General features: G+C 62.1%; 15 protein-coding genes and 1 tRNA gene. 12 read left to right on the top strand and 4 right to left on the bottom strand.

Annotated elements, in window-relative coordinates:
- Positions 1-40 precede the first annotated feature (40 nt).
- Positions 41-535: an HNH endonuclease gene (locus tag F6X24_RS06465; RefSeq protein ID WP_151087227.1), complete on the top strand. Its 495-nt coding sequence runs from the start codon at positions 41-43 to the stop codon at positions 533-535.
- 82 nt (positions 536-617) lie between these two features.
- Here F6X24_RS06465 and F6X24_RS06460 read toward each other — a convergent pair whose 3' ends face one another.
- Complete coding sequence (locus F6X24_RS06460) at positions 618-1,526, bottom strand: alpha/beta fold hydrolase (RefSeq protein ID WP_151087226.1); 909 nt, start codon at positions 1,524-1,526, stop codon at positions 618-620.
- Positions 1,527-1,714: 188 nt separating this feature from the next.
- Here F6X24_RS06460 and F6X24_RS06455 point away from each other — a divergent pair, with 188 nt between their 5' ends.
- From F6X24_RS06455 to F6X24_RS06445, 3 genes are all read left to right on the top strand, one after another.
- Positions 1,715-2,947: a DUF3298 and DUF4163 domain-containing protein gene (locus F6X24_RS06455; RefSeq protein ID WP_151087225.1), complete on the top strand. Its 1,233-nt coding sequence runs from the start codon at positions 1,715-1,717 to the stop codon at positions 2,945-2,947.
- Positions 2,948-3,007: 60 nt separating this feature from the next.
- Positions 3,008-3,601 carry a DUF4202 domain-containing protein gene (locus tag F6X24_RS06450; protein WP_151087224.1) on the top strand — a complete coding sequence of 198 codons (594 nt, stop codon included), beginning with the start codon at positions 3,008-3,010 and terminating at the stop codon, positions 3,599-3,601.
- Positions 3,602-3,701: 100 nt separating this feature from the next.
- Positions 3,702-5,078 (top strand): S41 family peptidase, encoded by a 1,377-nt coding sequence (locus F6X24_RS06445; RefSeq protein ID WP_151087223.1) that lies wholly within the window; start codon positions 3,702-3,704, stop codon positions 5,076-5,078.
- A 37-nt stretch (positions 5,079-5,115) separates the two neighbouring features.
- On the opposite strand, the gene F6X24_RS06440 is transcribed toward F6X24_RS06445, so the two are convergent.
- Positions 5,116-5,349, bottom strand: a complete 234-nt coding sequence (locus F6X24_RS06440; RefSeq protein ID WP_151087222.1) for a hypothetical protein — start codon at positions 5,347-5,349, stop codon at positions 5,116-5,118.
- 378 nt (positions 5,350-5,727) lie between these two features.
- Between F6X24_RS06440 and F6X24_RS06435 the strand changes: the two genes are divergently transcribed.
- The 8 genes from F6X24_RS06435 (at position 5,728) to F6X24_RS06400 (ending at position 22,354) form a co-directional block, all read left to right on the top strand.
- Positions 5,728-6,414: a precorrin-2 dehydrogenase/sirohydrochlorin ferrochelatase family protein gene (locus tag F6X24_RS06435; RefSeq protein WP_151087221.1), complete on the top strand. Its 687-nt coding sequence runs from the start codon at positions 5,728-5,730 to the stop codon at positions 6,412-6,414.
- A gap of 23 nt (positions 6,415-6,437) precedes the next feature.
- On the top strand, positions 6,438-7,058 hold the full coding sequence (locus F6X24_RS06430) for a hypothetical protein (protein ID WP_151087220.1): 621 nt from the start codon (positions 6,438-6,440) through the stop codon (positions 7,056-7,058).
- Between the two features lie 139 nt (positions 7,059-7,197).
- Complete coding sequence (gene rpsA / locus F6X24_RS06425; protein ID WP_151087219.1) at positions 7,198-9,087, top strand: 30S ribosomal protein S1; 1,890 nt, start codon at positions 7,198-7,200, stop codon at positions 9,085-9,087.
- 146 nt (positions 9,088-9,233) lie between these two features.
- Positions 9,234-12,902 carry an alpha-amylase family glycosyl hydrolase gene (locus tag F6X24_RS06420; RefSeq protein WP_151087218.1) on the top strand — a complete coding sequence of 1,223 codons (3,669 nt, stop codon included), beginning with the start codon at positions 9,234-9,236 and terminating at the stop codon, positions 12,900-12,902.
- Positions 12,903-12,973: 71 nt separating this feature from the next.
- A tRNA-Cys gene (locus F6X24_RS06415) sits at positions 12,974-13,047 on the top strand.
- A 136-nt stretch (positions 13,048-13,183) separates the two neighbouring features.
- Complete coding sequence (gene cphA / locus F6X24_RS06410; protein WP_151087217.1) at positions 13,184-15,823, top strand: cyanophycin synthetase; 2,640 nt, start codon at positions 13,184-13,186, stop codon at positions 15,821-15,823.
- Positions 15,824-16,073: 250 nt separating this feature from the next.
- Positions 16,074-20,360 carry a T9SS type A sorting domain-containing protein gene (locus F6X24_RS06405; protein ID WP_151087216.1) on the top strand — a complete coding sequence of 1,429 codons (4,287 nt, stop codon included), beginning with the start codon at positions 16,074-16,076 and terminating at the stop codon, positions 20,358-20,360.
- 182 nt (positions 20,361-20,542) lie between these two features.
- Positions 20,543-22,354: a DUF885 domain-containing protein gene (locus tag F6X24_RS06400; protein ID WP_151087215.1), complete on the top strand. Its 1,812-nt coding sequence runs from the start codon at positions 20,543-20,545 to the stop codon at positions 22,352-22,354.
- Positions 22,355-22,411: 57 nt separating this feature from the next.
- On the opposite strand, the gene F6X24_RS06395 is transcribed toward F6X24_RS06400, so the two are convergent.
- Positions 22,412-23,449: an MBL fold metallo-hydrolase gene (locus F6X24_RS06395; RefSeq protein ID WP_229725394.1), complete on the bottom strand. Its 1,038-nt coding sequence runs from the start codon at positions 23,447-23,449 to the stop codon at positions 22,412-22,414.
- Positions 23,450-23,655: 206 nt separating this feature from the next.
- Entirely contained in the window at positions 23,656-25,269 is a 1,614-nt protein-coding gene (locus F6X24_RS06390; protein ID WP_191906481.1) for a T9SS type A sorting domain-containing protein, read from the bottom strand.
- Between the last annotated feature and the right edge of the window lie 68 nt (positions 25,270-25,337).

Here is a 25,337-nt window from a genome sequence, read left to right as displayed (position 1 = left end):
ATCTAGTAGCTTGCAGCCAGCTAGTTTTCGCCTACCGTATATGGACCAAAAAGTGCTTGTACTCAATGGCGACTACACCGCCATTACCTTATGCAGCGTGCAGAAGGCTTTCGTATTGTTGTTTCTGGATAAGGCCGAAATGGTGGCAAAGTCGGAGCAGGGCGTGCTGCGCACCATTTCGCAGGCGTTCCCGAAGCCCAGCATTATCCGGCTGGCGCGCTACGTGCGCGTGCCTTACAAGGGCATTGCCCTCAGCCGGCACAACATATTTAAGCGCGACCAGTACGAGTGCCAGTATTGCGGCTCGGCCAAAAACCTGACCCTCGACCACGTAATGCCCCGTTCGCGCGGCGGCGACTCGGGCTGGACGAACCTGGTGGCTGCCTGCTCGCGCTGCAACCACGCCAAAGGCCAGCGCACACCCTCCGAGGCCAATATGCCCCTGCGTACCCAGCCCAAAAAGCCGACCCTCTCGGGATTTCTGAAGCTCTCGGCCGGCACCATCGACCAGAACTGGCACGCCTACCTGGGCTAGCCCCGCCGAAGCCTGCACCTAAAAAAACTCCCGACCTGCCGGCCGGGAGTTTTTCATTGTATAGTAAAAATGCTATATAAACCTAGTAAGTAGTTAGGTTGTCATCGTCGCGCGCCGCTGCGTAGGCATCCTTATCAAAATCCTTGGGGACTTCGTGGCCGTTGGCAAAAAGCAGAATGTCGCGGTTGAGGCGGTCTTTGGCCGTTACGTTGAGGCCGTGGGGCTCGCCATCGTACAGCCGGAGCACGGCACCGGGCACCAGCTTCACCGCCCGCTCGGCACTCACCTGCGGGGGCACGGTTTCGTCAGACGAGCCGTGGATGAACAAAGCCGGCACTTTTATCGTCGCCAGGTCTTTACGGAAGTCGGTTTCGCTCCAGGCTTTTACGCAGGCCGTGGTGGCGCGGGGCGAGGCCTGCAGCGCCAGGCTCTGGCTCCAGTCGAGGGCAGCCTGGCTTACCGGCTTGCTCACCAGCCCTACCCCGTAGAATTTTTTGCCAAAAGTGTTGAGAAACCCGGGACGGTCTTTGCCCAGGCCCTCCATCATGCCGTCAAACACCGATTTATCGACGCCATCGGGGTTATCCTCGGTTTTCAGGAGGTAGGGCGTTACGGCACTCACGAAAATTACATTTTTTACGCGGGCGCCGTGGTGGCGGCTCATGTAGCGGGCCACTTCGCCGCCACCCATCGAGAAGCCGACGAGCGTCACGTTTTGCAGGTTCAGCTCGTCGAGCACGGCCTTGAGGTCGTCGGCCAGTGTGTCGTAGGCGTAGCCGTCCCAGGGCTTGGAAGAATGACCAAAGCCCCGGCGGTCGTAGGCTATTACGCGCTTGCCGTGCAAGGGCAGCTCGGCCAGCTGGTATTCCCACGAAGCCGCACTCAGCGGCCAGCCGTGGATAAGCACAATCGGGTCGCCCTGCCCGTAATCGCAATAGTGTAGCTCGATTGGTTTGCCCTGGCCATCCTGGCCGGCTTTGATGAAATTCATACGTGGGGGAAAGTTGTTTTTTTGTGGAAAAAGAGCACTGGCTTTCAGGTACGCCCTACTTCGCCGTAAGGATTTGCCGGCGCACTTTATTTTATTGGAAAAGCCCGGTGCTGGTCGGCCGGGGATTCTCGGCGGCGACTTTGGCAGGCCCGGCAGCATAACTGCGCTCTGGGTGCGTCTTTTGCGCTATGAAATGCTCTGTGTACGTCCTGGCCGGGCTGCTTGGGCTGGCGGCCTGCAACCCGCAGCCCAGCTCCACTACGCAGCAAACTGCGCCCACGGTTGCCCCGGCAGCCACGGCAAGTAGCTCGCCCGGCACCTCTTACCAGATATACCGGCTGTTGCTGCCGGGGCAGGCCGATAGCCTTACCCTGCACCTCGTAACGGCCCCACGCAGCTTTGATGCCACCAGCACCGCGGGCCGCTTTGGCAGCTACTACGGCTCCGACGGCCACCCGTACGCCTTGCAGGGCCTGCCCAGCCCGGCCGCCGATAGCGTTGTGCTCTTTGAGATTAGTCCGGAAAAAGCCATTGACCCCAATGGCAATAGCCTGTACTGGCGCCTGCGGCGGCAGCCGGGCCGGGCCGACCTGGCCGGCACGGTAGGCGGGCAGCCGGTGCGGCTGCGACGGGTGCAGCCGGCGGCCGGGGCGCTTACGTTTGCAGTACGCTACTTTGCCGACTCGGTAGCGGCTTACCCCAGGCAACCAAAATCACCAGTGGGCCACATCAGCCTGCAAGCCCTGGTGCCTGCCAGTGGCCCCAGTGAGCTGCGTGAGGCGCTAACCATCAGCATACTGCGCGACTTGCGCGGCGATAGCATCGACGGCATTCCAACCACTACGCTGCCCGCCTTGTACAAGCAGCTACGGCAGGATTTTTTCAAGACCTACCACGAAGATGCCGCTGATAGCCGCCTGGCCCCCGCCGATACCGCTGGCATTGGCGCTTACGCGCCCGGCCTCAACTACGAAGACCAAACCGCCACCTACGTGCTCTGCCGCCAGCCCAACCTGCTAAGCCTGGCGTTCTTCCATTACGAGTTCAGGGGCGGGGCCCACGGCACTTATGCTACGACAGGTGCCAGCTACGACCTGCGCACCGGCCACCGCCTGCGCTATGCCGATATTTTTCAGCCGGCTGCGGCCCGGCAGCTACCAACTTTGCTGGGCCGGGCTGTGCGTCCGCTCGTGGGCCTCAAGCCCGAGGAGCCGCTCGATAAGCAGCTGCTTGTGAACACAATGCCGGTTACCCACAACGTATTTCTGACCACCGGCGGCGTTGTGTTTATTTATCAGCCCTACGAAATCGCGTCCTACGCCCAGGGCGAGGTGCGGGTGTTTCTGCCCCTGTCGGAGCTGCGCCCGCTGCTGCGCGACGGATTGCCGCTACCCGAGCCCGCCAGCGTAGCTACGCAGTAGGATGGCGTGATTGAATTTAATTGAATTAGCTTATTTTACAGTAAACATATATTTTTTAATATGTTTAACAACTCTGCTCGTCTGGCTGAAGCCTTCCGCTTGTTTGACCTGGCCAACGGCGAAGACCCGAATCAGGAGCTTAACGAGGCCGGCCAGCCCGAGCCCAAGGAGCTGCTCTACGCCCGGCGCATGACGGCCTGCCTCGCCCACGTGGCGCCCGATGCGCCCGAAGCCGTGCAGCTGGCTGCCCGCTGCCAGCACATCCGGCGCTGGGCCATTCCGCGCCAGGATTTTCCGCTGACGCGCCCCGGCTACCATCAATGGCGCAATACGCTCAAGAAATTTCATGCCGAGCTGGCCGGCGGGCTCATGGCCCAGGCCGGCTACGAGCCTGCCGCAATTGAGCGCGTACAGCAGCTGGTGCAGAAGCTGCGCCTCAAAGACGACCCCGAGGTGCAGCTACTGGAAGACGTTATCTGCCTAGTGTTCCTAGAATACTATTTTCTGCCCTTCGCCACCCAGCACCCCGAGGAAAAGGTGATTGAGATTGTGCAGAAAACCTGGCCCAAGATGACTACGCGTGGCCACGCGCTGGCCTTGCAGCTACCCTTCACACCCGAAGCGCAGGCGCTGATAACCAAAGCGCTGGCTTAAAATAAAACGCGGCCGCCAGCGGTAATATCGGCCGGTAGCTGGCGGTACTGGCAGCGTTTTCTACCCTACCCTTTCCCTAAAAGACTCTTTCATTTAATTTATGACTACCCGCTGGCTACCCGCACTTTTTCTTACGCTGAGCACCTTGCCGGGCTTGGCGCAGACGCCGGTTTATGTGCCATATACCGCCGCGCAGGCCCAAACCGAGAAGCGCCTCTGGGACGACCCGGTTTGGAAAACGGCTTACCGGCCCACCCTCAGCGAGGAAGAGAAGGTAGCGGGCTTGTCGCGGTTTTGGGCCGAGGCCAAGTACAATTTCGCCTTCTTCGACAAGGTGCCGAAGCTGTCGTGGGACAGCCTGTACCTGGCCACCATCCCGAAGGTGAAAGCGGCGCCTACTACCCTCGCCTACTACCAGGTGCTGCAGGAAATGTGCGCCCAGCTGCACGACGGCCACACCAACGTGTACGAACCTTACGACCCCAAGGAGAGCCAGAACGAGCGCCCGCCCCTACGCACGGCGCTCATTGAGGATAAAGTACTTATCACGGAAGTGCGCAGTGCCACGCTGCGGCGGCAGGGCCTGGTGCCGGGGGTGGAGGTGGTGGCCATTGATGGCGTACCGGCCCGCCAATACGGCCAGTCGCGAGCCGCTGGCCAAAGTGCCTCCACGCCCCAGGACCGCGACGTGCGCACTTATACCTACACCCTGCTCAGTGGCAAAGCCGACCAGCCCCTGGCCCTGACGCTGCAAGACGCGAAAGGCCACACGTTTAAACAGACGGTGGCGCGCAGCGGGTATTCGGACGTGGAGAAAGTTCGGCTGCCCGCACTGCGCTTCCGGCTGCTGCCCGGCAACGTGGCCTACGTAGCGCTGAATGCCTTTGACAACGACAGCCTGCCCAGGCTCTTTGCTGCCGCTTACCCGCAAATTAGCCAGGCCAGCGCCCTTATTCTGGATGTGCGCAACAACGGCGGCGGCAGCAGCGAGCTGGGCTACGACGTACTCAGCTACCTCACCGACAAGCCGTTTCAGACTTCGCGCTGGATGACGCGCGACTACCACCCCGCGTTTCGGGCCTGGCAACGGGACCCGCGCTGGTATTCGGAGCCGGTCGATTCTTTCGACCCTAAAGGTACCGCGCCCTATACCCGGCCAGTGCTCGTGCTCACCAGCGCCCGCTCCTTCTCAGCGGCCGAGGACTTTGCCGTGGCCTTCGACCAAATGAAGCGCGGCAAAATAGTGGGCGAGCCCACGGGCGGCAGCACCGGGCAGCCGCTGTTTTTTACGCTGCCGGGCGGCGGCGCGGCGCGCATCTGCACCAAGCGTGACTCGTATGCCGACGGCAAAGAATTTGTGGGCGTGGGCGTGCAGCCGCAGGTACTGGTGCGCCCCACCGTGCGCGACACACGCGCCGGCCGCGACACCGTGCTCGAGGCGGCCTTAAAAGAGCTGAAAGACAGGCCCAAAAGCTAGCACGCCGGCCCGGTTTACTATCATTGCAGCTCGCGCCCTACCCTACTGCCTCGCCGATAAAAATAATAGCTGGGTAGGTAATGCCCTGCGCCGCTACCAGCGCTGGCTGGTCCTGCACGCGGCCGATAGCTACTTTGCGCTGAGGCAGCGAAGTATGCGGCACCACGGCGGCGGGTGTGGGGCCCCAGCCTTTGGCCGCGTAAGTGGCGGCCCACGCAATGCTTTTTCGCGCCGCAGCCAACTCGACCGCCTTCTTCAGACCAGACGGCACGCCAAGTAGCTTGAAATTCTGCAAATCCACGACTTCAACTCTGATAGCAAGAACTTTATCAGCTTTCGCAAAAAGGTGAGCCGCGAAAATCTGCCCTGATATCTCACCCAGCTCCGCGACCAGTTTTATGAGCAGCAGGCCGCACCGTGTGCGATGAGCGGCACGGCGAGCCCGCCCAGGGTATTGCGCCGGGCACTCCGGTTGGCGAGCTAGCCTACTACTGCTGCCCTACCTACGGAGCGCCCCCGGAACTTTTGGCCAGCGCACGCTGGCCAGCTAGTAAGTAGCGTGGACTCCGCGAGTCCGCGCGTGGGTTGCTCGGCGAACGGCGCCACGCGCGGACTCGCAGAGTCCACGCTACAGCTTTACCTTCACGGTATGCCCGACCAGAACCCCCTCTTCCCCGTCTTTCTCAAGCTCCAAACCCTGCGCGTGCTGCTCGTGGGCGGCGGCAACGTGGGCCTGGAAAAGCTCACCGCCATCCTGCGCAGCAGCCCCGAAACGGCGGTTACGGTAGTTAGCCTCGCGTTTTTACCCGAGCTGCGCGCCCTGGCAGCTCGCCACCCGCGCATTCAGCTTAGTGAGCGCGGCTGGCTCGAAACCGACCTCGAGGCGGCCGATATCGTCTTCGCCGCCACCGACGACCCGGCCCTGCACCGCCGCATCAAGGCCGCGGCCCGCCAGCGCCGCCTGCTCGTGAACGTGGCCGACACGCCCGACCTCTGCGACTTTTACCTCTCCTCAGTGGTGCAGAAAGGCCAGCTCAAGGTCGCCATCTCCACCAATGGCAAGTCGCCCACCGTGGCCAAGCGCGTGCGCGCCATGCTGGAGGAAGCCCTGCCCGACGAGTTGGACGAAGTGCTTGAGCAGATGACGGTTATCCGGGGCAAGGTGGCCGGCGATTTCGCTGCCAAGGTCAAATCGCTCAACGCCGTGACGGCCGAGCTGGCCGGCGGCAAGGCGTATGAGTCGCCGGCTACGAAGAAGTGGCGGCGCGTGGCAACGGGGGCACTGCTGGCGGCTGGCGCGCTGCTGGCCAGCCGGCTGTTTCGCCGGCCAGAGTAGTAATAAAGTTTCTTATCCTTCAAATGAGCAAACGACAACTCACAACGCGTCAGCAACTACGCAAAGAATTGAAAGAAGCTGAAGCTGGCTCAGTATTGCAAAGCGAGCTCACAACAGTATTGGCTAGTATGGCAATACCAATAGCGAAGTCTATTCCGACATTGCTTAAGTTGGTCAAGTCTGCTACTACTCAAGCCGCTAAACATCATGCTGCCAAGCTACTGGCCGCAACCAAAGACCCTCGAATCATTCGGCCATTATTACAAGCAGCAGCGGCGCCAGAAAATGAGGGTTATCGGTCAGGCTATCTCTGGCCGCTGGAACTGCATAACTTCGATTGTACTGCATTCCTACCGCAATTTGTGCACCTGCTTTTAACAAGAACGGGCTTCGATGAAGTCACGTGGGTTTGTATCGAGTTTATTCGTAAGATGAAAGGTCCATTTGAGCCAGCGGTAGCGCGCAAATGCATTCGTAAGCTCCTAGCCGAAATAAATCAGCCGCTTGCTTCGAAAGAGTTGATTGCTACCCATGCTAACCGGCTGGAAGCGGCCGACCGGATTATGTGTACTTATTTCAACCAAACAGCAAGAACTTATTGGGTAAAGTGGAATAAGGGTGAATCAGTTACGGAAGAGCAGTAGCAAAACCCACTGAAAATCCGTACCTTTGCGGCCCTGTCAAGGCGGCAGGTCGGGAATCAACATTCCCGGAACCAACTCAAAATGCGCTCCGCCCTGGGTTCCGGCGGTGGCGTTCAGTAGCTTAGGGACCTGCTATTACATGGCAGAATTGATTGACGATTTCGACTGGGACAATGTCGATGCCAGCGGCTTTGGGGGTAACTACAATGCCGACCAGCGCGCTGAGCTGGAAAAAATGTACAGCGACACCCTCACCACCGTTCAGGAGGAAGAGGTAATTAAAGGCACCGTGGTGGGCATTACCGACCGCGATGTCATCCTGAATATCGGCTTCAAATCGGATGGCCTCGTGCCGCTGAGCGAATTCCGTGACCTGCCCGACCTCAAGGTTGGCGACGAGGTTGACGTGTTTATCGAAGACCAGGAAGATACCAACGGCCAGCTCATCCTGAGCCGTAAGAAAGCGAAGATTAAGCAGGCCTGGAACGCGATTTACGCGGCTCTGGAGAATGATACCGTGCTGGAAGGCGTGGTGAAGCGCCGCACCAAGGGCGGCCTCATCATGGAGATGGATGGCGTGGAAGCCTTCCTCCCCGGCTCGCAGATTGACGTGAAGCCCATCCGCGACTTCGACATCTACGTTGGCCGCCGCATGGAAGTGAAAGTGGTGAAAATCAACGCCGCTTTCGACAACGTGGTGGTGTCGCACAAAGTCCTCATCGAGAAGGACCTCGAGCAGCAGCGCGAAGCCATCCTGAATAACCTCGAAAAAGGGCAGATTCTGGAAGGCAACATCAAGAACATGACCAACTTCGGCGTGTTCATCGACCTCGGCGGGGTCGATGGTCTGCTGCACATCACGGATATTTCGTGGGGCCGCATCGCTCACCCGAGCGAGGCACTGCAGCTCGACCAGAAACTCAACGTGGTGGTGCTCGACTTCGACGAAGCCAAGAAGCGCATCTCGCTGGGCCTGAAGCAGCTGACGCCTCACCCGTGGGATTCACTGCCGGCCGACCTCGGCCCCGGCTCGCGCGTGCAGGGCCGCATCGTGAACGTGGCCGACTACGGCGCGTTCATGGAAGTGGTACCGGGCGTGGAAGGCCTGATTCACGTATCGGAAATGAGCTGGAGCCAGCACCTGCGCAACCCGCAGGACTTCATCAAGCAGGGCGACACGGTAGAGGCAGTGGTACTGACTCTGGACCGCGAAGACCGCAAGATGAGCCTGGGTATCAAGCAATTGACCGAAGACCCGTGGACCCGCGCCGACTTCGCTGAGAAGTTTGCCGTAGGCACCAAGCACAGCGGCGCCGTGCGCAACCTCACCAATTTCGGCCTGTTCGTGGAGCTGGAAGAAGGCGTGGATGGCCTCGTGCACGTGTCGGACCTGTCGTGGACCAAGAAAGTGAAGCACCCTTCGGAAGTGGTGAAAGTAGGCGACAAGCTCGACGTAGTAGTACTCGAGCTGGATATGTCGGCCCGCCGCCTCGCCCTGGGCGTGAAGCAGCTGGAAGAAAACCCCTGGGATACTTTCCAGACGGTATTCACCCCCGGCTCGGTGCACAAGGCGACCATCACCGAGAAGTCGGACCGGGGCGCGGTACTCGAATTGCCTTACGGCATCGAGGGCTTCGCTTACCCCAAAGGCCTGGTGAAGGAGGATGGCTCGAACGCCGAAAACGGCGAGCAGCTGGACTTCCGCGTTACCGAGTTCTCGAAGGATGACCGTCGCATCGTGCTCTCGCACACTGCGGTGTACAACAAAGAGGACGAAAGCAACAAGACCACCAACTCGAAGTTCGCCAAGAAGGCTCCCGCTGGCGGTGCTACCCAAGGTGAAGGTAAATTGAGCGACCTCAAGAAGCCGGCCGACAAGAACACCCTCGGCGACCTCGACGCCCTGAGTGCCCTGCGCGACCAGCTGGCCGGCGCCGAGCGTCAGGCTGGCGAAGACAAGCTGAAGGCCCGTCAGGATACGCCCTTAGCTGGCAACTCGCCCGACAACGCCGAGATTCAGGGTTCGTAATTCCTGAGTCAGGTTAAAAGAGAAGCCCCGAGCCGCAAGGTTCGGGGCTTTTTTGTGGGTTATTCGGAGCACGTCGGGGCGGCCTATTGCATAGCCAGCTAAGGCTGGTTAAATTTGTAATTCCCTTTATTCCACCTGTTTACTTAATGAGGAAATTATACTTCACGGGTTTATTCTTTGCCACGCTGTTAGTCAATAGCTTGACAGGTTATGCCCAGACCACCGTGAAGCGGGTGGTGCTGCAGGGGTTCTGGTGGGATTATTATAATGGCAACTACGCCTTTAAGTGGGCCGACTACCTGGCCGAGCTGGCCCCGCGCCTGAAGGGGCTGGGCGTGGATGCCGTCTGGATTCCGCCCACGCCCAAGAACAAGAATGCCACGAACGACGTGGGCTACTCGCCCTTCGACCAGTACGACCTCGGCGACAAGTACCAGAAAGGGGCGGCCCGCACTCGCTTTGGCTCGAAGGACGAGTTTTTGCGCATGGTGGCGGTGTTGCACGCCAATGGCATTGATGTTATCCAGGACGTGGTGCTGAACCACACCGACGGGGCCGGCGCCGCCGACGGCTCGGGCGGGCAGGACGCGGAGCCGAATTTCTCTATGCAGTCCAACAGCGGCTATAAGACCTTTCGCTACAGCTCATTTGGCACCCCGATACCCGAAGCCGGCGACAATGGCGCCGCTTACGCTGCGCGGCAGGGCCGCTGGCCCAAAAACTATCCCAACTTTCACCCGCAGCTGGGCCACAATACCACCAGCGGCGATTTTGCCGAGCCTATTTTCGGGCCGGACTTCTGCTACGGCAACGATGGTGGCAACGATGGCTACGGGCAACTCAGCCCCAATTACTTAGCGCTATACCCCGGCGCGTATAACCCCACCCAGAGCCAGGGCTACAGCCAGACCCAGGCCCGCAACTGGGTAGTGTGGATGAAGCAGCAGACCGGCGTCGACGGCTTTCGCTGGGACGCGGTAAAGCACTTCAGCTACAATACGCAGCAGGACCTGAGCTACAACCTGAAGTATAACGCCGGCTGGGCCAGCGCGGGCGCAACGATGTTTAACGAGGGAGAGTTTGTGGGCAGCGCCTCCGACATGGATAACTACGTGAGCAGCGTCAGCAGCCAGAACGGGGGCCAGGATTTTCTGATGGGCACCTTCGATTTTAGCCTGCGGGGAGCGATTTATAACATGGTAAGCGGCGGGGGCAACTACGACCTGAGCCAGATTCCGGGCCAGCAGCAAAGCCAGCGCGTGGCTTACTACGCGGCTTCCAATACGTACGTGCATCGCACGGCCCCTTTCGTGAATAATCACGACACGTTCCGGCCGCAGCTCGATGCCACTGGAAATTACAAAGGCTGGAACACCGGTGACGAGCTGGCCGCGCACATCGACCCGTTTGACCCGCGCCTGTCGGCCGCTTACGCCATTACGTTTGCGGTGGATGGCAACCCGCACCTCTATTTTGAGGACCTGTTTAACATTGGCGGCACGGGCAAGCGCTGGACGCACCTGCCTACTTCGACCACCGACCTGCCTACCCGCGACGATATAGCAAATTTACTATGGTGTCATCAGCACCTCGATTTTAAGGACGGTGCCTATAAGGTGCCGTTTGCATCGGCCGACCACCTCGTGCTGGAGCGCAGCACCAAAGCGCTTATCGGCATCAACGACAACTACGATACCTGGCAGAATACTACCGTACGCACCGACTTCGCGGTAGGCACTCAGCTTAAAGACTACTCGGGAGCCAATGGTACGGCCATGCAAACCGTGTTTCAGGGTAACGACGGCAATGCTTACGTCAACGTGAATACCCCGCCCTGCAACGGTACGGCCCTGCTGGGCCGCCGGGGCTACTCGGTGTGGGCCCCCGTGGGCCAGGACGGGGCCGCCTACGCCCCAGCCCGCCCGGCTGGCACCACCCAGCAATGGGAGATGGCCGACGACCTCGGCGACCTCAACTGCCAGAGCCTGGGCCAGGGCGGCCGCCTGCCCGACTACTCGACCAACCGCCGGCTGGTGGGTAAAATCTACGTACAGGCGGGCCAGCCCATCACGTATGAGCTGTACCCGGCCACCAGTAATAATGCAAATGGGATGCTGGTGGGCCTCTACGACCTGCGCGGCAACCGCCTGAGCGCGGCCAGCGGCACTACTTCGGCAAGTGGCACTTATACGGCCGCCACTACGGGCTGGGTAGCACTTAAAGTGCAGAATACCAGCGCTACCTACGCCGGGCAGGGTTGCTATGTGAAAGCTACTTATACGGCCCCGGCCGTGGTAGACACCCGCAACGCGGCTGCGCCGCTCAACAGCGTGGCCATCTGGACCGGCAACGACAACTCGACCGACCCGGCCGACTGCCGCAACTGGGAAAACGGCGTAACGCCCACCGCTACTACCGATGTGCTGGTGCCCGCCGGCACTACCCTCACTCCCAGCCTGGGCACCGGCGTGCTGGCCACCCACGACCTCACCATTGAGGCCGGCGCAACCGTGACCGTGGGAGCGGGCACTTCGCTGCGCGTGGCGGGCAACTTCAGCAACCAGGGCACCTTGAGCGGTACCGGGCAGGTACTCTTTAATGGCCCGGCGGCGCAGACTATTGCCGGAGCCACCACCTTTTACAGCCTGCGCCTCGCTAACCCGGCCGACGTTAGGCTGCTCAATCCTATTTCGGTGAGCGACTCGCTGACGCTCACCGCCGGCCACCTGGTAGTAGATAATCAGGCCCTGACGCTGAGCGCGGCGGCTACTATCAGCGGGGCCGATGCTGGCCACTACCTGGTGGTGCGCGACGACCCGGCGGGGCCGGGCTACGTGCAGCGCCCGGTACCAGCTACGGGCACGGCCGTGGGCTTCCCGGTGGGCACGGCCGGCCGCTATGCCCCCGTGGCGCTGCGCAACGCGGGCACCGCCGCCGACATTCGGGTGCGTACGTTCAGCAGCCTGCTCGACCATGGCACCAGCGGCGCACCGTATGCCGACGCTGCGCACTTCGTTGGCAGCTCGTGGGAAATCTCGCCGCTCTCCACCGGGGCGGTGCTCGACATGACGCTGCAATGGAACGGGGCCGACGAAAACAGCAGCTTTCAGCGAGCCAGGGCCAGCGTATACCACAACGACAACTCCAGCACCGGCACCTGGACCCCGCTGCCCGGCACATCGGTAATGGGTACCGACCCCTACCAGCTTACGGCCACCGGTGTAAGCAGCTTCTCGACGTTTGCTATTGGCTCGACCGCACCGCTGCCCGTTACGCTGCTGAGCTTCGGCGCGCAGCGGGTCAGCGCCTCGGTAGTAGCCGTGAGCTGGGCCACGGCCTCAGAAGCGCAGTGCGACCACTTCGACGTGGAGCGCTCGGCCGATGGCCGACAGTTTCTACGGCTGGGCACGCTGGCCTGCACCGGCGGCCTGGGGCAGGAGCAGACGTACACCTTCCGCGATGCGGCGGTGCCGGGCCCCGCCTATTACCGCCTGCGCCAGGCCGATACCAACGGCGCCGCCCACTACAGCCCGACCGCCTACGTAGCTGCCGGTCCGGCCACCGACCTGGGCATCAGCCTATTTCCCAACCCAACTACCGGCATCATCACGTTGCTGGGCGCACCGGCCAGTGCAGTCATCACCCTGAGCCTGACCAACGCGCTGGGCCAACCGCTTCTACCAGTTGGCCCCTACTCGCTGCCCGCCGCTACCGACAGGCTCAACGCGGCGCTGGTGCAGTGCGCGCCCGGCGTTTACGTGCTCACGGCCGAAATCAACGGCCAGCGCCAACACCTGAAAGTGGTAAAACAATAGGTCGGGAAGCATAAAGCTGCGCGCAGGCTTGGTCAATCCGCCGCTGCTCCGTACCTTTGCCCGCCCAAGCCGGTAACGTGACCGAGCGGCTAGGTAGAGGTCTGCAAAACCTCCTACGGCGGTTCGAATCCGCCCGTTACCTCCAAAGCCCCCGCTGCTTCAGCCGAAGCGCCGGGGGCTTTTTAGTGGTCCTAAAAGTGCGGCCCGGCCGGATAAAGCCCCGCCCTGCCTACATTGCCGTATCGCTGGCGGGGCCGGCGGCTTATTCTTGTTTTGGCTATATGAAGATTATTGACCTCCGCACTATGCGCGGGCCGAGCTACTGGTCGGTGAAGCACTACCGATTAATTGTAAGCAAAGTTGATTTGCAGGAGTTTGCCGGCGAGTGGAGCAATACCATCGACGGCTTTGCCGAGCGGCTGACGGCCCTGCTGCCCGAGATAGGCCAGCCCCAGCTTTCCGGGCGGCCCTCCAGCAAGCAGCTGGCCAAGCACCCGCCCCTTACCCAGGAGCAGCTGGCCGATGGCGAGCCGCTGGGCCACGTTATTCAGCACGTTGCGCTGGAGCTGCAGCGCCTGGCCGGCATGCCGGTGTACTGGGGCAAGAGCTACCCCGCCCGTGAGGAGGGGGTCGAATACGTCGTGTTTGCCTACCAGGAAGAGCGCGCCGGCCGCTACGCCGCCCAGGCCGCCGTGGAGCTGGTAGAGGCCCTGTGCCAGGGCGAGGAATTTCACCTGAAGCCGGTGATTGACGAGCTGCACGATATTCGGGAAGATGAATATTTCGGCCCCAGCACCCAGAGCATCGTGACGGAGGCTGCCATGCGCAATATTCCGTATATTCAGCTGAAAAACAGTTCCATAATTCAGCTCGGCTACGGCGTAAACCAGCGGCGCATCTGGGCTACCACCACCAATCTTACTTCGCACGCGGGCGTGGAGGTGGCCGGCAATAAAAACCGCACCAAGGCCATGCTCGAAGATGGCGGCGTGCCGGTGCCGCGCGGCACCACGGTTTACTCAGAAGAAGGCCTGCGCGAGGCCATTGAGGAACTGGGCTTCCCCATCGTGACCAAGCCCCTCGACGGCAACCACGGCAAGGGTGCCACCATTCGCATCACCAACTGGGAAGATGCCGTGGAGGGCCTGAAAGCCGCCAAGGAATACTCACGGGCCGTTATTGTGGAGCAGTTTGTAGAGGGCGACGACTACCGCCTGTTGGTGGTGAACGGCCGCCTGATTGCGGCGGCCAAGCGCACGCCGGCCGCCGTCACCGGCGATGGCCAGCACACTATTCAGCAGCTCATTGACAAGATAAACGAGGACCCGCGCCGGGGTGTGGGCCACGAAAAAGTACTCACTGCCATCAAGGCCGACCAGCACACGCTCGACATCCTGAAAGGCCGCGAGCTGAGCCTGGCATCGGTGCTGTCGGCCGGCGAGACAGTGTATCTTAAGAGCACCGCCAACATCAGCACCGGCGGCACGGCTACCGACGTGACCGACCTGGTAGACCCCTACAACGTGCTGCTGGCCGAGCGCGTGGCCGGCATTGTAGGCCTCGACATCTGCGGCATCGACCTGCTAACCAGCGATATTGCCATTCCACTCAACCAGACGCGGGGCGCCGTCATTGAGGTGAACGCGGCGCCGGGCTTCCGGATGCACATCTCCCCCACCGAGGGCCTGCCGCGCAACGTGGCCGCGCCGGTAGTCGATATGCTGTTTCCGCCCGGCGCGTCGGGGCGCATTCCGATTATCGCTATTACCGGCACCAACGGCAAGACCACGACCACGCGTCTTATTGCGCATATGGTGGCCAGCAAGGGCTATAAAGTTGGCTTTACGACCACCGATGGCATTTATATTCAGGGGGTTCAGCTGCAAAAGGGCGACTGCACGGGCGGGCAGAGCGCCGAGTTTGTGCTGCGCGACCCGACCGTGAACTACGCCGTGCTCGAAACGGCCCGCGGCGGCATGCTGCGCTCGGGCCTGGGCTTTCATACCTGTGATATTGCGGTAGTGACCAACGTAGCGGCCGACCACCTGGGCATGCGCGACATTTATACCGTGGAGGAAATGGCCGCCGTGAAGGGCGTGCTGCCCCGCACCGTGCGCAAAAACGGCTGGGCCGTGCTTAATGCCGACGACGACCTGGTATATGAGATGGGCCGCACCGTGGATTGCCGGGTGGCCTATTTCTCGATGAATGACCACAATCCGCGCATTCAGGAGCATGTGGAGGCCGGCGGTGTGGCAGCAGTATATGAGGAAGGATACATTACCATTTACAAGAATTCGTACAAGCTGCGCATCGACCGGGCGGCCGAGTTTCCGGTGACGTTTGGCGGGCGGGCAACCTTTAATATTGAAAACTCGCTGGCGGCGGCCCTGGCCGGCTACCTGGCGGGCTTCGATAAGGACGAGATAAAAACGGCCCTGCGCACCTTCGTACCCTCGGCCACCAAGACGCCGGGCCGCATGAACGTGTATAAATTCCCACGCTTTGAGGTAATTGTGGACTACGCGCACAACACGGCCGGCATTACCAAATACGCCGAGTTTATGAATGCCACCCCGGCCACCCGCAAGATTGGCGTGGTGTCGGGCCTGGGCGACCGCCGCGACGAGGATACGCTGGGCTTTGCCCGCATTGCCGGGCGCATCTTCGATGAGGTTATCTTGCGGCAGGACCGCGACTTACGCGGAAAGTCGGCCGAATTTCTGCGCGAGATAATGACGCGGGGCCTGCGCCTCGACAAGCCCGACCTGCCCATCGAATATATAGAAAATGAGATGGATGTAATCGACCACGTGCTGGCTACGGCCCCGGACGGGGCCGTTATCACGCTGTTTACCGAGAATATCAGCGGCACGCTGCAGAAGCTCGACGAATACGAAGCCAGCCTGAAAAACGGGTAGTATTATCTGCCTGAATCAGTAAAGCGCCTCCGGTACTGCTCAGTGAGCGGCACCGGGGGCGCTTTACTAATTTAAGCTGATTGCCAGGCTATTGGCTAAATAAGCATACTTGGTGATAGCCGCTCGCAGCATGAGGATATAATGAGGATAGCGATTTCATTGTTAGCGGGTTAAACCCCGGCGATGAATAGTAGTCAGTACAAAAAGCCTGCTGCATGGGCTGGCCGGTTCACACTCTCCATTCTTTCTCATGAAAAACACGCTACACTACGGGAGGTATTTTTGGCTGTACACCCTGTTGGGCTGGCTGCTGATGGCCCTCGGGCCGCACTCGCTGCTGGCCCAAACCACCGACCCCACGGGCGGCACGCTGAGCCCGACTACTACCACGGTGTGCACGGGCTTCAACTCGGGCACCCTGACGCTGACGGGCTACTCGGGCACCATCCTTAAATTTCAGCAGGATGCGGGCAGCGGCTACGTGGACATTGCCAACAGCGCGGCCAGCACCTATACCTTTTCCAACCTGACGCAAACCACCAAATACCGGGCCCTGGTCCGCAATAACAGTGGCACAACCGTAGCTTCTACCGAGGCCACCGTGACGGTAAACCAGCCCCCTACGGCCACCATCAACAGCAGCGGGCCAACTACTTTTTGTACGCGGGGCACCATTTACCTGGTGGCGGGGCCGGGCGGCCCAGGCTATACCTACCAGTTTTTGCTGAACGGCCGCGACATTGCGGGGGCTACCGGCCAAACCTACACCACCACCGTGACGACCAACGGCACGTACTCGGTGCGCGTGACGGATGCCTTTGGGTGCTCGGCCACGTCGTCGTCGGTAGTAGTGCGCGTGACGGCCAACGATATTGTGAGCCTGACGGCGGGCAGCAGTACCGTATTCTGCCAGGGCGGCTCCGTGCTGCTTTCTACCTCGGTGAGTGGCAACGCCAACAACTACACCTACCAGTTTACCCGCAACGGGGAAGAGATACCCGGCGCTACCAGCGCAGCGTACAGCGTTACGACCAGCGGCAACTACGCCGTGATAGTGTATAACCCGAATACCTGCTCGGAAACATCGAATACGATTCCCGTCACGGTGAACCCCGTCACGGTGCCCACGCTCAGCTACGGCAGCAGCAGCTACTGCCAGAGCGGTGCTACTACGCCCGTTCCGGCCGTGTCGCCCACGGGCGGCAGCTTCACGGCCACGCCGGGCGGCCTGAGCCTGGGCAGCACGACGGGCGCTATCAACCTGGCGCAGAGCCAGCCGGGTACTTATACTGTTACGTACACCGCGGGCAGCCCCTGCCCCGGCAGCGCCTCCGCTACGGTCGTTATTACGGCCCCACCCACGGCGGGCTTCAGCTACGCTGCGGCAACCGGCTGCGCGGGCACCTCGGGTACGCTGGCCGCCACGCTGGCGGGCGGGGCTACGGCGGGTAGCTTCACCGCCAGCCCGGCCGGGCTGAGCCTGAATGCCAGCACCGGGGCTATCGACCTGAGCCAGAGCCAGGCCGGCACCTATACCGTCACCAACACCGTGGGGGCGGCCAGTGGCTGCTCGCCGGTAACGGCCACGGCCCGCGTAACGCTGACGGCCCAGCCGGTGGCTACGCTGGCGGCGGGCGGGCCGACCACTTTTTGCCAGGGCGGCGCGGTGCTGCTCACGGCGGGCGGCGGCACCACGGGCAGTACCTATCAGTTTTTGCTGAATGGCCAACCCATTGCGGGCGCCACGGCGGCCACATACTCGGCTACGGCCAGTGGCGCGTATAGCGTGCTTATCAGCAACGGGGGCAGCTGCACCAGCACCTCGACCGCGGTGAGCGTAACGGTGAATCCGCTTACTACGGCCGCTTTCACCTATCCGGCCGCTGCCTATTGCCAGAATGCAGGTAGTGCTCCTACCCCAACCATCACGGGCACGGCGGGTGGCACGTTTGCAGCCAGCCCGGCCGGATTGGCACTCGATGCCGGCTCCGGGGCTGTAAACCCCGGCCAGAGCCGGCCGGGCACCTATACCATCACTTACAGCGTAAGTGGTCCCTGCCCCAGCACGAGCACCCAAACGCTTACCATTACCGCCCCGGCCGTAGCTACTTTCAGCTACGGCGCGGCTATGTATTGCGCGGGCAGTGCCTCGCCCGCTGCCACGCTGGCGGCCGGAGCCACGGCCGGTGTTTTCACGGCCAGCCCGGCCGGGCTGGTAGTCAATGCCAGCACCGGCGCCATCGACCTGACGCAGAGCCAGCCCGGCGCTTACACTGTAACGAACACGGTAGCGGCCGCCGGTGGGTGCCCGGCCGCTACGGCCACGGCGCAGGTGAGTATTAGTCCGGTGCCGGTACCAACGCTGGCCGCCAGCGGCCCGACGACTTTCTGCCAGGGCGGCGCCGTGCTGCTGACGGCTAACGGCGGCGCGGCGGGCGCAACCTACCAGTTTCTGCTCAATGGCCAGCCCATCAGCGGGGCCACGGCTGCCACCTATTCGGCCGCCGCCAGCGGCGCATACAGCGTTACCATTACAAATGGCGGCAGCTGCGCGGCCACCTCGGCGGCTATCAGCATTACCGTAAATCCCATTGCCACGCCTACGCTCACTTATTCGGCCAGCAGCTTCTGCCAGGGGGCGGGCACGGCCAGCGCCACCGTAGCGGGCGGAGCCAGCAGCGGCACCTTTACGGCCAGTCCGGCCGGCTTAAGCCTGAATGCCGGCACCGGAACGATTAACCTGGGCCAGAGTCAGCCCGGCACCTACGCCATTACTTACGTCGGCGGCAGCCCCTGCCCCGGCAGCACCACAACCAGCGTAACCATTGTGACCACGCCAAGCGCCGCCTTTAGCTTTGCGCAGGGCTCTACGTTCTGCACCTCGGGGGCCAGCGCCACGCCCACTATTACCGGCGCGGCGGGCGGCAGCTTCACGGCCACGCCCGCCGGCCTGAGCATCGACCCGGCCACTGGCACGCTCAACCTGAGCGCCAGCACGGCCGGCACCTATGCCGTTACGTACACCGTAGCCGGTCCCTGCCCGGCCAGCACTACGCTCGCCCTCACGGTAACGGCCGCGCCGGTGGCTACCTTCAGCTATCCGGGCACGGCGGGCTACTGTGCCGGTACTACGGGCACGGTAGCGCCCATCTACGCCGGTGGCGGCAGCGCGGGCTTGTTTTCGGCCGCGCCAGCGGGCCTGGCCCTCAACGCCTCTACCGGCGCTGTTAACCTGAGCCAGAGCCAGCCCGGCACGTACACCGTCACCAATACCATCGGGGCTTCGGGGGCGTGCGCGGCCGTGTCGGCCACGGCTTCGCTCACCATTAACGCCGCGCCGGTGGCCACACTTACGGCCGGCGGACCCACCACTTTCTGCGCCGGGGGCGCAGTAGTGCTCACGGCCACGGGCGGCGGCACTTACCAGTTTCTGCTCAATGGCCAGCCCATCAGCGGGGCCACGGCCGCTACCTATGCGGCCACCGCCAGCGGCCTTTATACTGTCAGCGTAAGCAATGCCAGCGGCTGCACCAGCACCTCGGCCGCGGTAGCCGTGACGGTGAACCCCGCCACCACGGCTACCTTCAGCTACCCGGCCGCTGGCTTCTGCCAGAGCGGCACGCCCGTAACGCCGACCATCACGGGCACGGCGGGCGGCACGTTTAGTGCCCCGGCCGGGCTGACCATCAATGCCACTACCGGCGCAATTACGCCTGCCACCAGCGCATCCGGCACTTACACCGTAACCTACTCGGTAGCCGGCCCCTGCGCCAGCACCGGCACGGCCAGCGTCACCATCACGGCTCCGGCCACGGCGGCCTTCAGCTATGCGCAGGCCAGCTATTGCGCCACCGGCACGGCCCTGGCCACGCTTGGCAGCGGCAGCACCGCCGGCACCTACTCGGCCTCGCCGGCCGGCCTTAGCCTGAACCCTACCACAGGTGCCGTCAACCTGGGCGCCAGCCAGGCCGGCACTTATACCATTGCCAATACGGTAGCGGCCGGCGGCGGCTGCGCGGCCATAACCAGCACTACTACGCTCACCATCAATGCCCTGCCTGCCCAACCAGTGCTCACGCTCACGGGCAGCACGCTCAGCACACCGCTGGTGCCGGGGGCCAGCTACCAGTTCTACCGCAATGGTACGCTGCTGCCCGGTACCACCGGCCCCAGCATCAGCGTGACGCAGAATGGCTCTTACACGGTGGTGGTAACGTCGGCCGCCGGCTGCGCATCGCCGGCATCGGCCGCGGTGACCGTTGGCGTCACGGCCGCCCTGGGCAGTCAGGCCACCCTTGAGCTTACCATCTACCCCAACCCCACGCCCGATGGCCAGCTACGCCTCGACCTGCCGGCCCAGGCCCACGCCACGCAGCTAACGGTGCTCAACACCCTCGGCCAGCCGGTGTACACCACGACGCTGGCGGCTGGCACCACCACTACCAGCCTCGACCTGCATAGCCTGGCTACCGGCGTGTACCTGCTGCGCGCTACCACGCCTGATGGCACCAGCTCGCGCCGCCTGATACGGCAGTAGACTACGGGATAATATATACTTTATCATATATTATCAATCTACTAAAGCAAAGGCCCCGGCACACGCCGGGGCCTTTCTTGTATCGAGCCAGTTAGGTAGTGGCGCTTTCGCTATCGGCTGCCATCTTTGCCCGACAGTACCCACCCAACTGGCAGCCAGCTGCTTCACTTCATTTTTTATTCATGAGATATTTTACGCAAGCGGCCGTGGTGGCCGCAGCCTTGTGGCTCACCGGCTGTCAGTCGGGTTCTACTGCTGATAAAACGCAGGCGGAAGTGAGTGCCACGACCGGCGACAAAGGCCTCAACGACTTGTTCGACCGCTACTGGGAGAAAAACTCGCAGCTGTTTCCGCTCGATGCCACGGCCTACGGCGACAACCGCTACAACAACCAGCTGCCCAACAACCAGACCCGCGCTTTCCGCGACACGCTGCGCAGCTTCTACCAGAGCTACCTCACCCAACTCCAGAAATTTGACCGCGAAAAGCTCAACGCCAATGATAAAATCAGCTACGACATCTTCGCCTACGAGATGAACCACGGGCTGGCGGGGCTCAAGCTCAACACCTGGATGCTGCCGGCCAACCAGTTCTACGGCCTGCCCATCACGCTGGGGCAGTACGGCTCGGGCCAGGGCAACCAGCCGTTCAAGACGGTGCAGGACTACGACAACTGGCTGGGCCGGGTGCACGGCTTCACGGCCTGGACCGACTCGGCCATTGCCAACTTCCGCACCGGCCTGAAAGCCGGGGTGGTGCTGCCCAAAGCCCTGGTAGTGCGCATGATTCCGCAGCTCACGGCCAAGGACATCGTGGTGACCGACCCCACCAAAAGCCTGTACTACGGCCCGATAGCCCGCCTGCCGAAAGACTTTTCGGACGCCGACAAAGCCCGCCTGACCGACGCCTACAAAAAGGCCATCCTGACCGAGCTGGTACCGGCTTACCAGAAAATGGGGACGTTTATGAAAACTGAGTACCTGCCTAAGTCGCGCCCCACGAGCGGCATCGACGCGATACCCGGTGGCAAGGACATCTACGCCTTCGACGTGAAGTACGAAACGACGACCGACAAGACGCCGGCCGAAATCTACCAGATTGGCCAGGCCGAGGTGGCCCGCATCCGGGCCGAGATGGAAAAGATAAAGACCGAGGTAGGCTTTAAAGGCGACCTGCCGGCCTTCTTCAAGTACTTGAACACCGACCCCAAATTCCGGCCCTTCAAAACGCCGCAGCAGGTGCTGGCCGCCTTCGAGAACATTCACCAGCGGATGCTGCCGAACTTGAAAACGATGTTCGGGCGCGTGCCCAAAACCCCGTTTGAAATCCGCGAAACCGAGAAATTCCGCGAAGCGTCCGCTTCGGCCGAGTACAACCAGGGCTCGCCGGACGGCTCGCGGCCGGGTATTTTCTACGTGCCGATTCCGGATGCCACCAAGTTTGCCACTACTTCGGGCATGGAGTCGCTGTTTCTGCACGAAGCCATTCCGGGCCACCACTACCAGATTTCGTTGCAGCAGGAAAACACCAGCCTGCCCAAGTTCCGCCGCTTCGGCGGCCAGAACGCCTACGTGGAAGGCTGGGCGCTGTACTGCGAAAGCCTCGGGTCAGAATTGGGTCTCTATAAAGACCCCTACCAGCGCATGGGCGCGCTCGGCGATGAGATGCTGCGCGCCGTGCGCCTGGTGGTCGATACCGGTTTGCACTCGCGCCAGCTCAGCCGCGAAGAGGCCATTGCCTACCTGCTCAATAACCTGAGCACCACGCCCGACGAAGCTACGTCGGCCATCGAGCGCTACATGGCCATTCCGGGCCAGGCGCTGGGCTACAAAATCGGCCAGCTTAAAATCCGGGAGCTGCGCGCCAAATACGAGCAGCAGCTCGGCAGCAAGTTCAAGCTCAGCAACTTCCACGACGAGCTGCTGAAAGATGGCTCGATGCCGCTGGCGGTGCTGGAAAAGAAGATGGACGCCTGGGCCGCCACGCAGAAATAACCCACTGGTAAGGAGTATGAAAAAAGGCGGGCAATTGCCCGCCTTTTTTCATACTCCTTACCAGCGCTTCGCCGGCGTGGGCCGGGCCGGGTTATCGCGGTAAGCAGCCCGATAGACTTTCTTTTCCTTTTTGCGCTTTTTCCCAGTACCCGCCAGGGCCAGGGCCGCCAGGGCCAGGCCGGCTACGGCCACACCTTTCAGCCAGGGGCTTACCAACGGGGGCGGCACCGAGCGAACCCCGCTGGCATCGGCGGTAGCGGGCTCGTGGGCGTAACGGCCAATCTTGGGCCGGGCCACCTCATTGAAAGTTACGGCCAGCTGCTCCAGCTGTTGCAGCAGCTCGTCGCCGTGCATGGCAATGCCGTGGCCGGTGGCCGCTACCTGAGGGGCCAGACTCAGCAGCGTAGCCACCGACAAGCGGGCCGCATCCCAGTCGGGCGTGAAATACGCGGGCGGGCCGTGCACCACCTGCTTTTGCGTGAGCGTAGCCAACCCCGACTCGCCTACCACGGTCGTGAAGGCATCGCCGGCCACCAGCACTTTATCGCTATCGCGGAAAAAGGAGACGTGGCCGGGCGTGTGGCCCGGCGTGTGCACCCAGCGCCAGCCGGGCAGGCCGGGCACGCTGCCATCGGCGGGTAAGGCGTGCACCCGGTTGCCGAGGTCGTAGGGGTGCTTGGGGTAGAGAAACGAGCTCCAGGCCATGAGGCCGCCGCCCACGGTAGGGTCGGGCGGCGGATAGCTCGACCGGCCGGTGAGGTAAGGCAGCTCCAGCGGGTGCGCATATACCGGCACATCGGGCCAGGCGTCGAGTAGCCCGTCGAGGCCGCCGGCGTGGTCGAAGTGCGCGTGGGTCATGATAATGGCCGCCGGCGGGTTGTTGGGCCCGAATACCTCTTCGGCGTGCCGCCTGATTTTGGAGGCAGCACCCGGCAGGCCGGCATCAATCAGCACCCAGGAAGCCCGCGACTGCCCGGCCGTGGGCTCGGCTTCTACATAATAGAGGTTTACGAATATGTTTCGCAGCGCGTACAGCCCGGCTACAACGGGCATAAAGTCGGGCGTACTGGCCCGCGAGGCGTGGTTGGATAACATAGGCAGCTAACTAAAAGTGGAAAGACGAAAGCCGGCACCGCCGCAGGCACCGCCGGAAAGGATGGTACGGCCAGCGCCGGCCAACGGCTACCCCGACCGCACGCCGCAACCTGGACCATAAGTAAACCTCTATATTATTAATATCTTTTTAACCAAAAATCTACGCAGGCATAAAGCAGGGCTTAAAAAAATATGCGTGGGGGAAGTTAATTCCGCACCAGGCGCAGCACCTGTCCAAGCTGCTCGCCCTGAATCCGCACTAGGTAGGTGCCACGCGCCAGCGAAGATGCCGCTACTAAAGCGCGGGTGCCGCCGAGGCAGTTTGCCGGCGGCTGCACAACGCGGCCCAGCAGGTCGAGCAGCGTTACGCGGTAGGTGCCGGCGGGCAGGCCCGTAAGGTCGAGCGTGGTAGCACCGGCACTGGTGGGGTTAGGATACAGCTGGGCCAGACTGGCCGGCGCGGCTGCGCCCGCGGTAGCCAGCGCCCCGGCCGGCGCGCTGAGCTGGTAGATGGTGCTGCTCTGGTCATCGGAAATAAAGAGCCGGCCCTGCGGGTCAACGGCCGTATCGACGGGCCGGCCCCAGGCGCCGCTGCCGTCGATAAAGCCTGTTACCAGGTCGGCCTGCGCGCCGGGAGTTTGGGTGGCAGCATCCCAGGGGAAATAGATAACCTTGTAGCCCGTCGGCGTTTGGCGGTTCCAGGAGCCGTGCAGCGCTATCACGGCGGCATTGTTGTAGGCCGCCGGAAACCGGGTGCCCTGCAAAAAAGTGAGGCCCAGTGCCGCCGAATGCGCCTGAATGCCTTTGCTGATGCGCGTCATGGTGCTCACGTCCACATGGCCGTCGCGGTTCCAGTCGTAGTCGCGGTCGAAGGGCATATTGTCCAGGCCGGTGCTGGTATCGGGGTTGGGATTGTAAAACGGCCAGCCGTAGTTAGCCCCATCGGTTACTTTGGTAAACTCGTCGGGCGGGTGGTTGTCGACGTAATCCGGGATAACCTGCCCGTACTTGCCGGTGCCATCGTCGAACGGATACGGCGTATTGTCGCGGTTATTCACCGCCACCCACAGGGTATTGGTACCCGGAATAAACGCCAGCCCCTCAGCATTGCGCAGCCCGCGCGCGAAGAGGCGGCGGTTGCTGCCATCGGCGTCGTACTGGTAAATGGCCCCGCGAATGGGGTCGCTCTGCGTATCCGTCAGGCAGGCGTTGCAGCTGGAAGCAATGCTCACGTAAAGCTTGTCGTTGCCATCGAGCGCCAGGTTTTTGAGAGCGTGCGCGTAGGCACCTTGCAGCTCGGGCGTGCTAGCATCGGGCAGACCCGTAATGATAACCTGCCGGCTTTGGCCCGTGAGGTCGCCGGCATGGTACACGTAACGGTTTATCTGGTTGCTCTCAGATAAATAGAGGTACGTGGTGCTGCCGATGGTGTGAAATACCATATCGTGTGGGTTGCGCAGACCACTTACAAAGTCCGTTATCACCGGCGCGCCGCCCGCGCTGCCGGGCCGCACCAGCGCCACCTTGCCCGCGCCGGGCTGCGACACCAATAAATTTCCATCGGGCGTAATGGCCAGAAACCGCGCTCCCGGCACCCGCGCGTACACGGCAATGGTAAAGCCCGCCGGCACCTGCATTGAGCGAGGCGTATTGAAGGGCGAGCTGGCCAGGCCGGCCGGCACCGTAAGCGTGACGGTAGCCGGCGCGGGCAGCTGCGCATGGGCGGGTTGCAGTTGCAGCAGGCCCGCACCCAGAGCGGCGGCCGCCAGCCAGCCGCCCAGGTAGCCGGCAGCCGCCGGCCGGCGAAAAGTAGTTTTCATACGATAGCGGGTAACTAAGTGAAAGCCTTACCAGATTACCGCTTACTTACTCATTTTCGGCTACTTCG

The sequence above is a fragment of the Hymenobacter baengnokdamensis genome, from assembly GCF_008728635.1.
Lineage (GTDB): Bacteria > Bacteroidota > Bacteroidia > Cytophagales > Hymenobacteraceae > Hymenobacter > Hymenobacter baengnokdamensis.
Note: the sequence above shows the minus strand (reverse complement) of the source record. Positions and strands in the feature narration are given on the sequence as shown.

Bases quoted from the DNA above. Each gene is read 5' to 3' on its own strand.
- F6X24_RS06465 (WP_151087227.1), top strand. From the start codon at position 41: ATGGACCAAAAAGTGCTTGTACTCAATGGCGACTACACCGCCATTACC.
- F6X24_RS06460 (WP_151087226.1), bottom strand. From the start codon at position 1,526: ATGAATTTCATCAAAGCCGGCCAGGATGGCCAGGGCAAACCAATCGAG.
- F6X24_RS06455 (WP_151087225.1), top strand. From the start codon at position 1,715: ATGAAATGCTCTGTGTACGTCCTGGCCGGGCTGCTTGGGCTGGCGGCC.
- F6X24_RS06450 (WP_151087224.1), top strand. From the start codon at position 3,008: ATGTTTAACAACTCTGCTCGTCTGGCTGAAGCCTTCCGCTTGTTTGAC.
- F6X24_RS06445 (WP_151087223.1), top strand. From the start codon at position 3,702: ATGACTACCCGCTGGCTACCCGCACTTTTTCTTACGCTGAGCACCTTG.
- F6X24_RS06435 (WP_151087221.1), top strand. From the start codon at position 5,728: ATGCCCGACCAGAACCCCCTCTTCCCCGTCTTTCTCAAGCTCCAAACC.
- F6X24_RS06430 (WP_151087220.1), top strand. From the start codon at position 6,438: ATGAGCAAACGACAACTCACAACGCGTCAGCAACTACGCAAAGAATTG.
- rpsA (WP_151087219.1), top strand. From the start codon at position 7,198: ATGGCAGAATTGATTGACGATTTCGACTGGGACAATGTCGATGCCAGC.
- F6X24_RS06420 (WP_151087218.1), top strand. From the start codon at position 9,234: ATGAGGAAATTATACTTCACGGGTTTATTCTTTGCCACGCTGTTAGTC.
- cphA (WP_151087217.1), top strand. From the start codon at position 13,184: ATGAAGATTATTGACCTCCGCACTATGCGCGGGCCGAGCTACTGGTCG.
- F6X24_RS06405 (WP_151087216.1), top strand. From the start codon at position 16,074: ATGAAAAACACGCTACACTACGGGAGGTATTTTTGGCTGTACACCCTG.
- F6X24_RS06400 (WP_151087215.1), top strand. From the start codon at position 20,543: ATGAGATATTTTACGCAAGCGGCCGTGGTGGCCGCAGCCTTGTGGCTC.
- F6X24_RS06395 (WP_229725394.1), bottom strand. From the start codon at position 23,449: ATGTTATCCAACCACGCCTCGCGGGCCAGTACGCCCGACTTTATGCCC.
- F6X24_RS06390 (WP_191906481.1), bottom strand. From the start codon at position 25,269: ATGAAAACTACTTTTCGCCGGCCGGCGGCTGCCGGCTACCTGGGCGGC.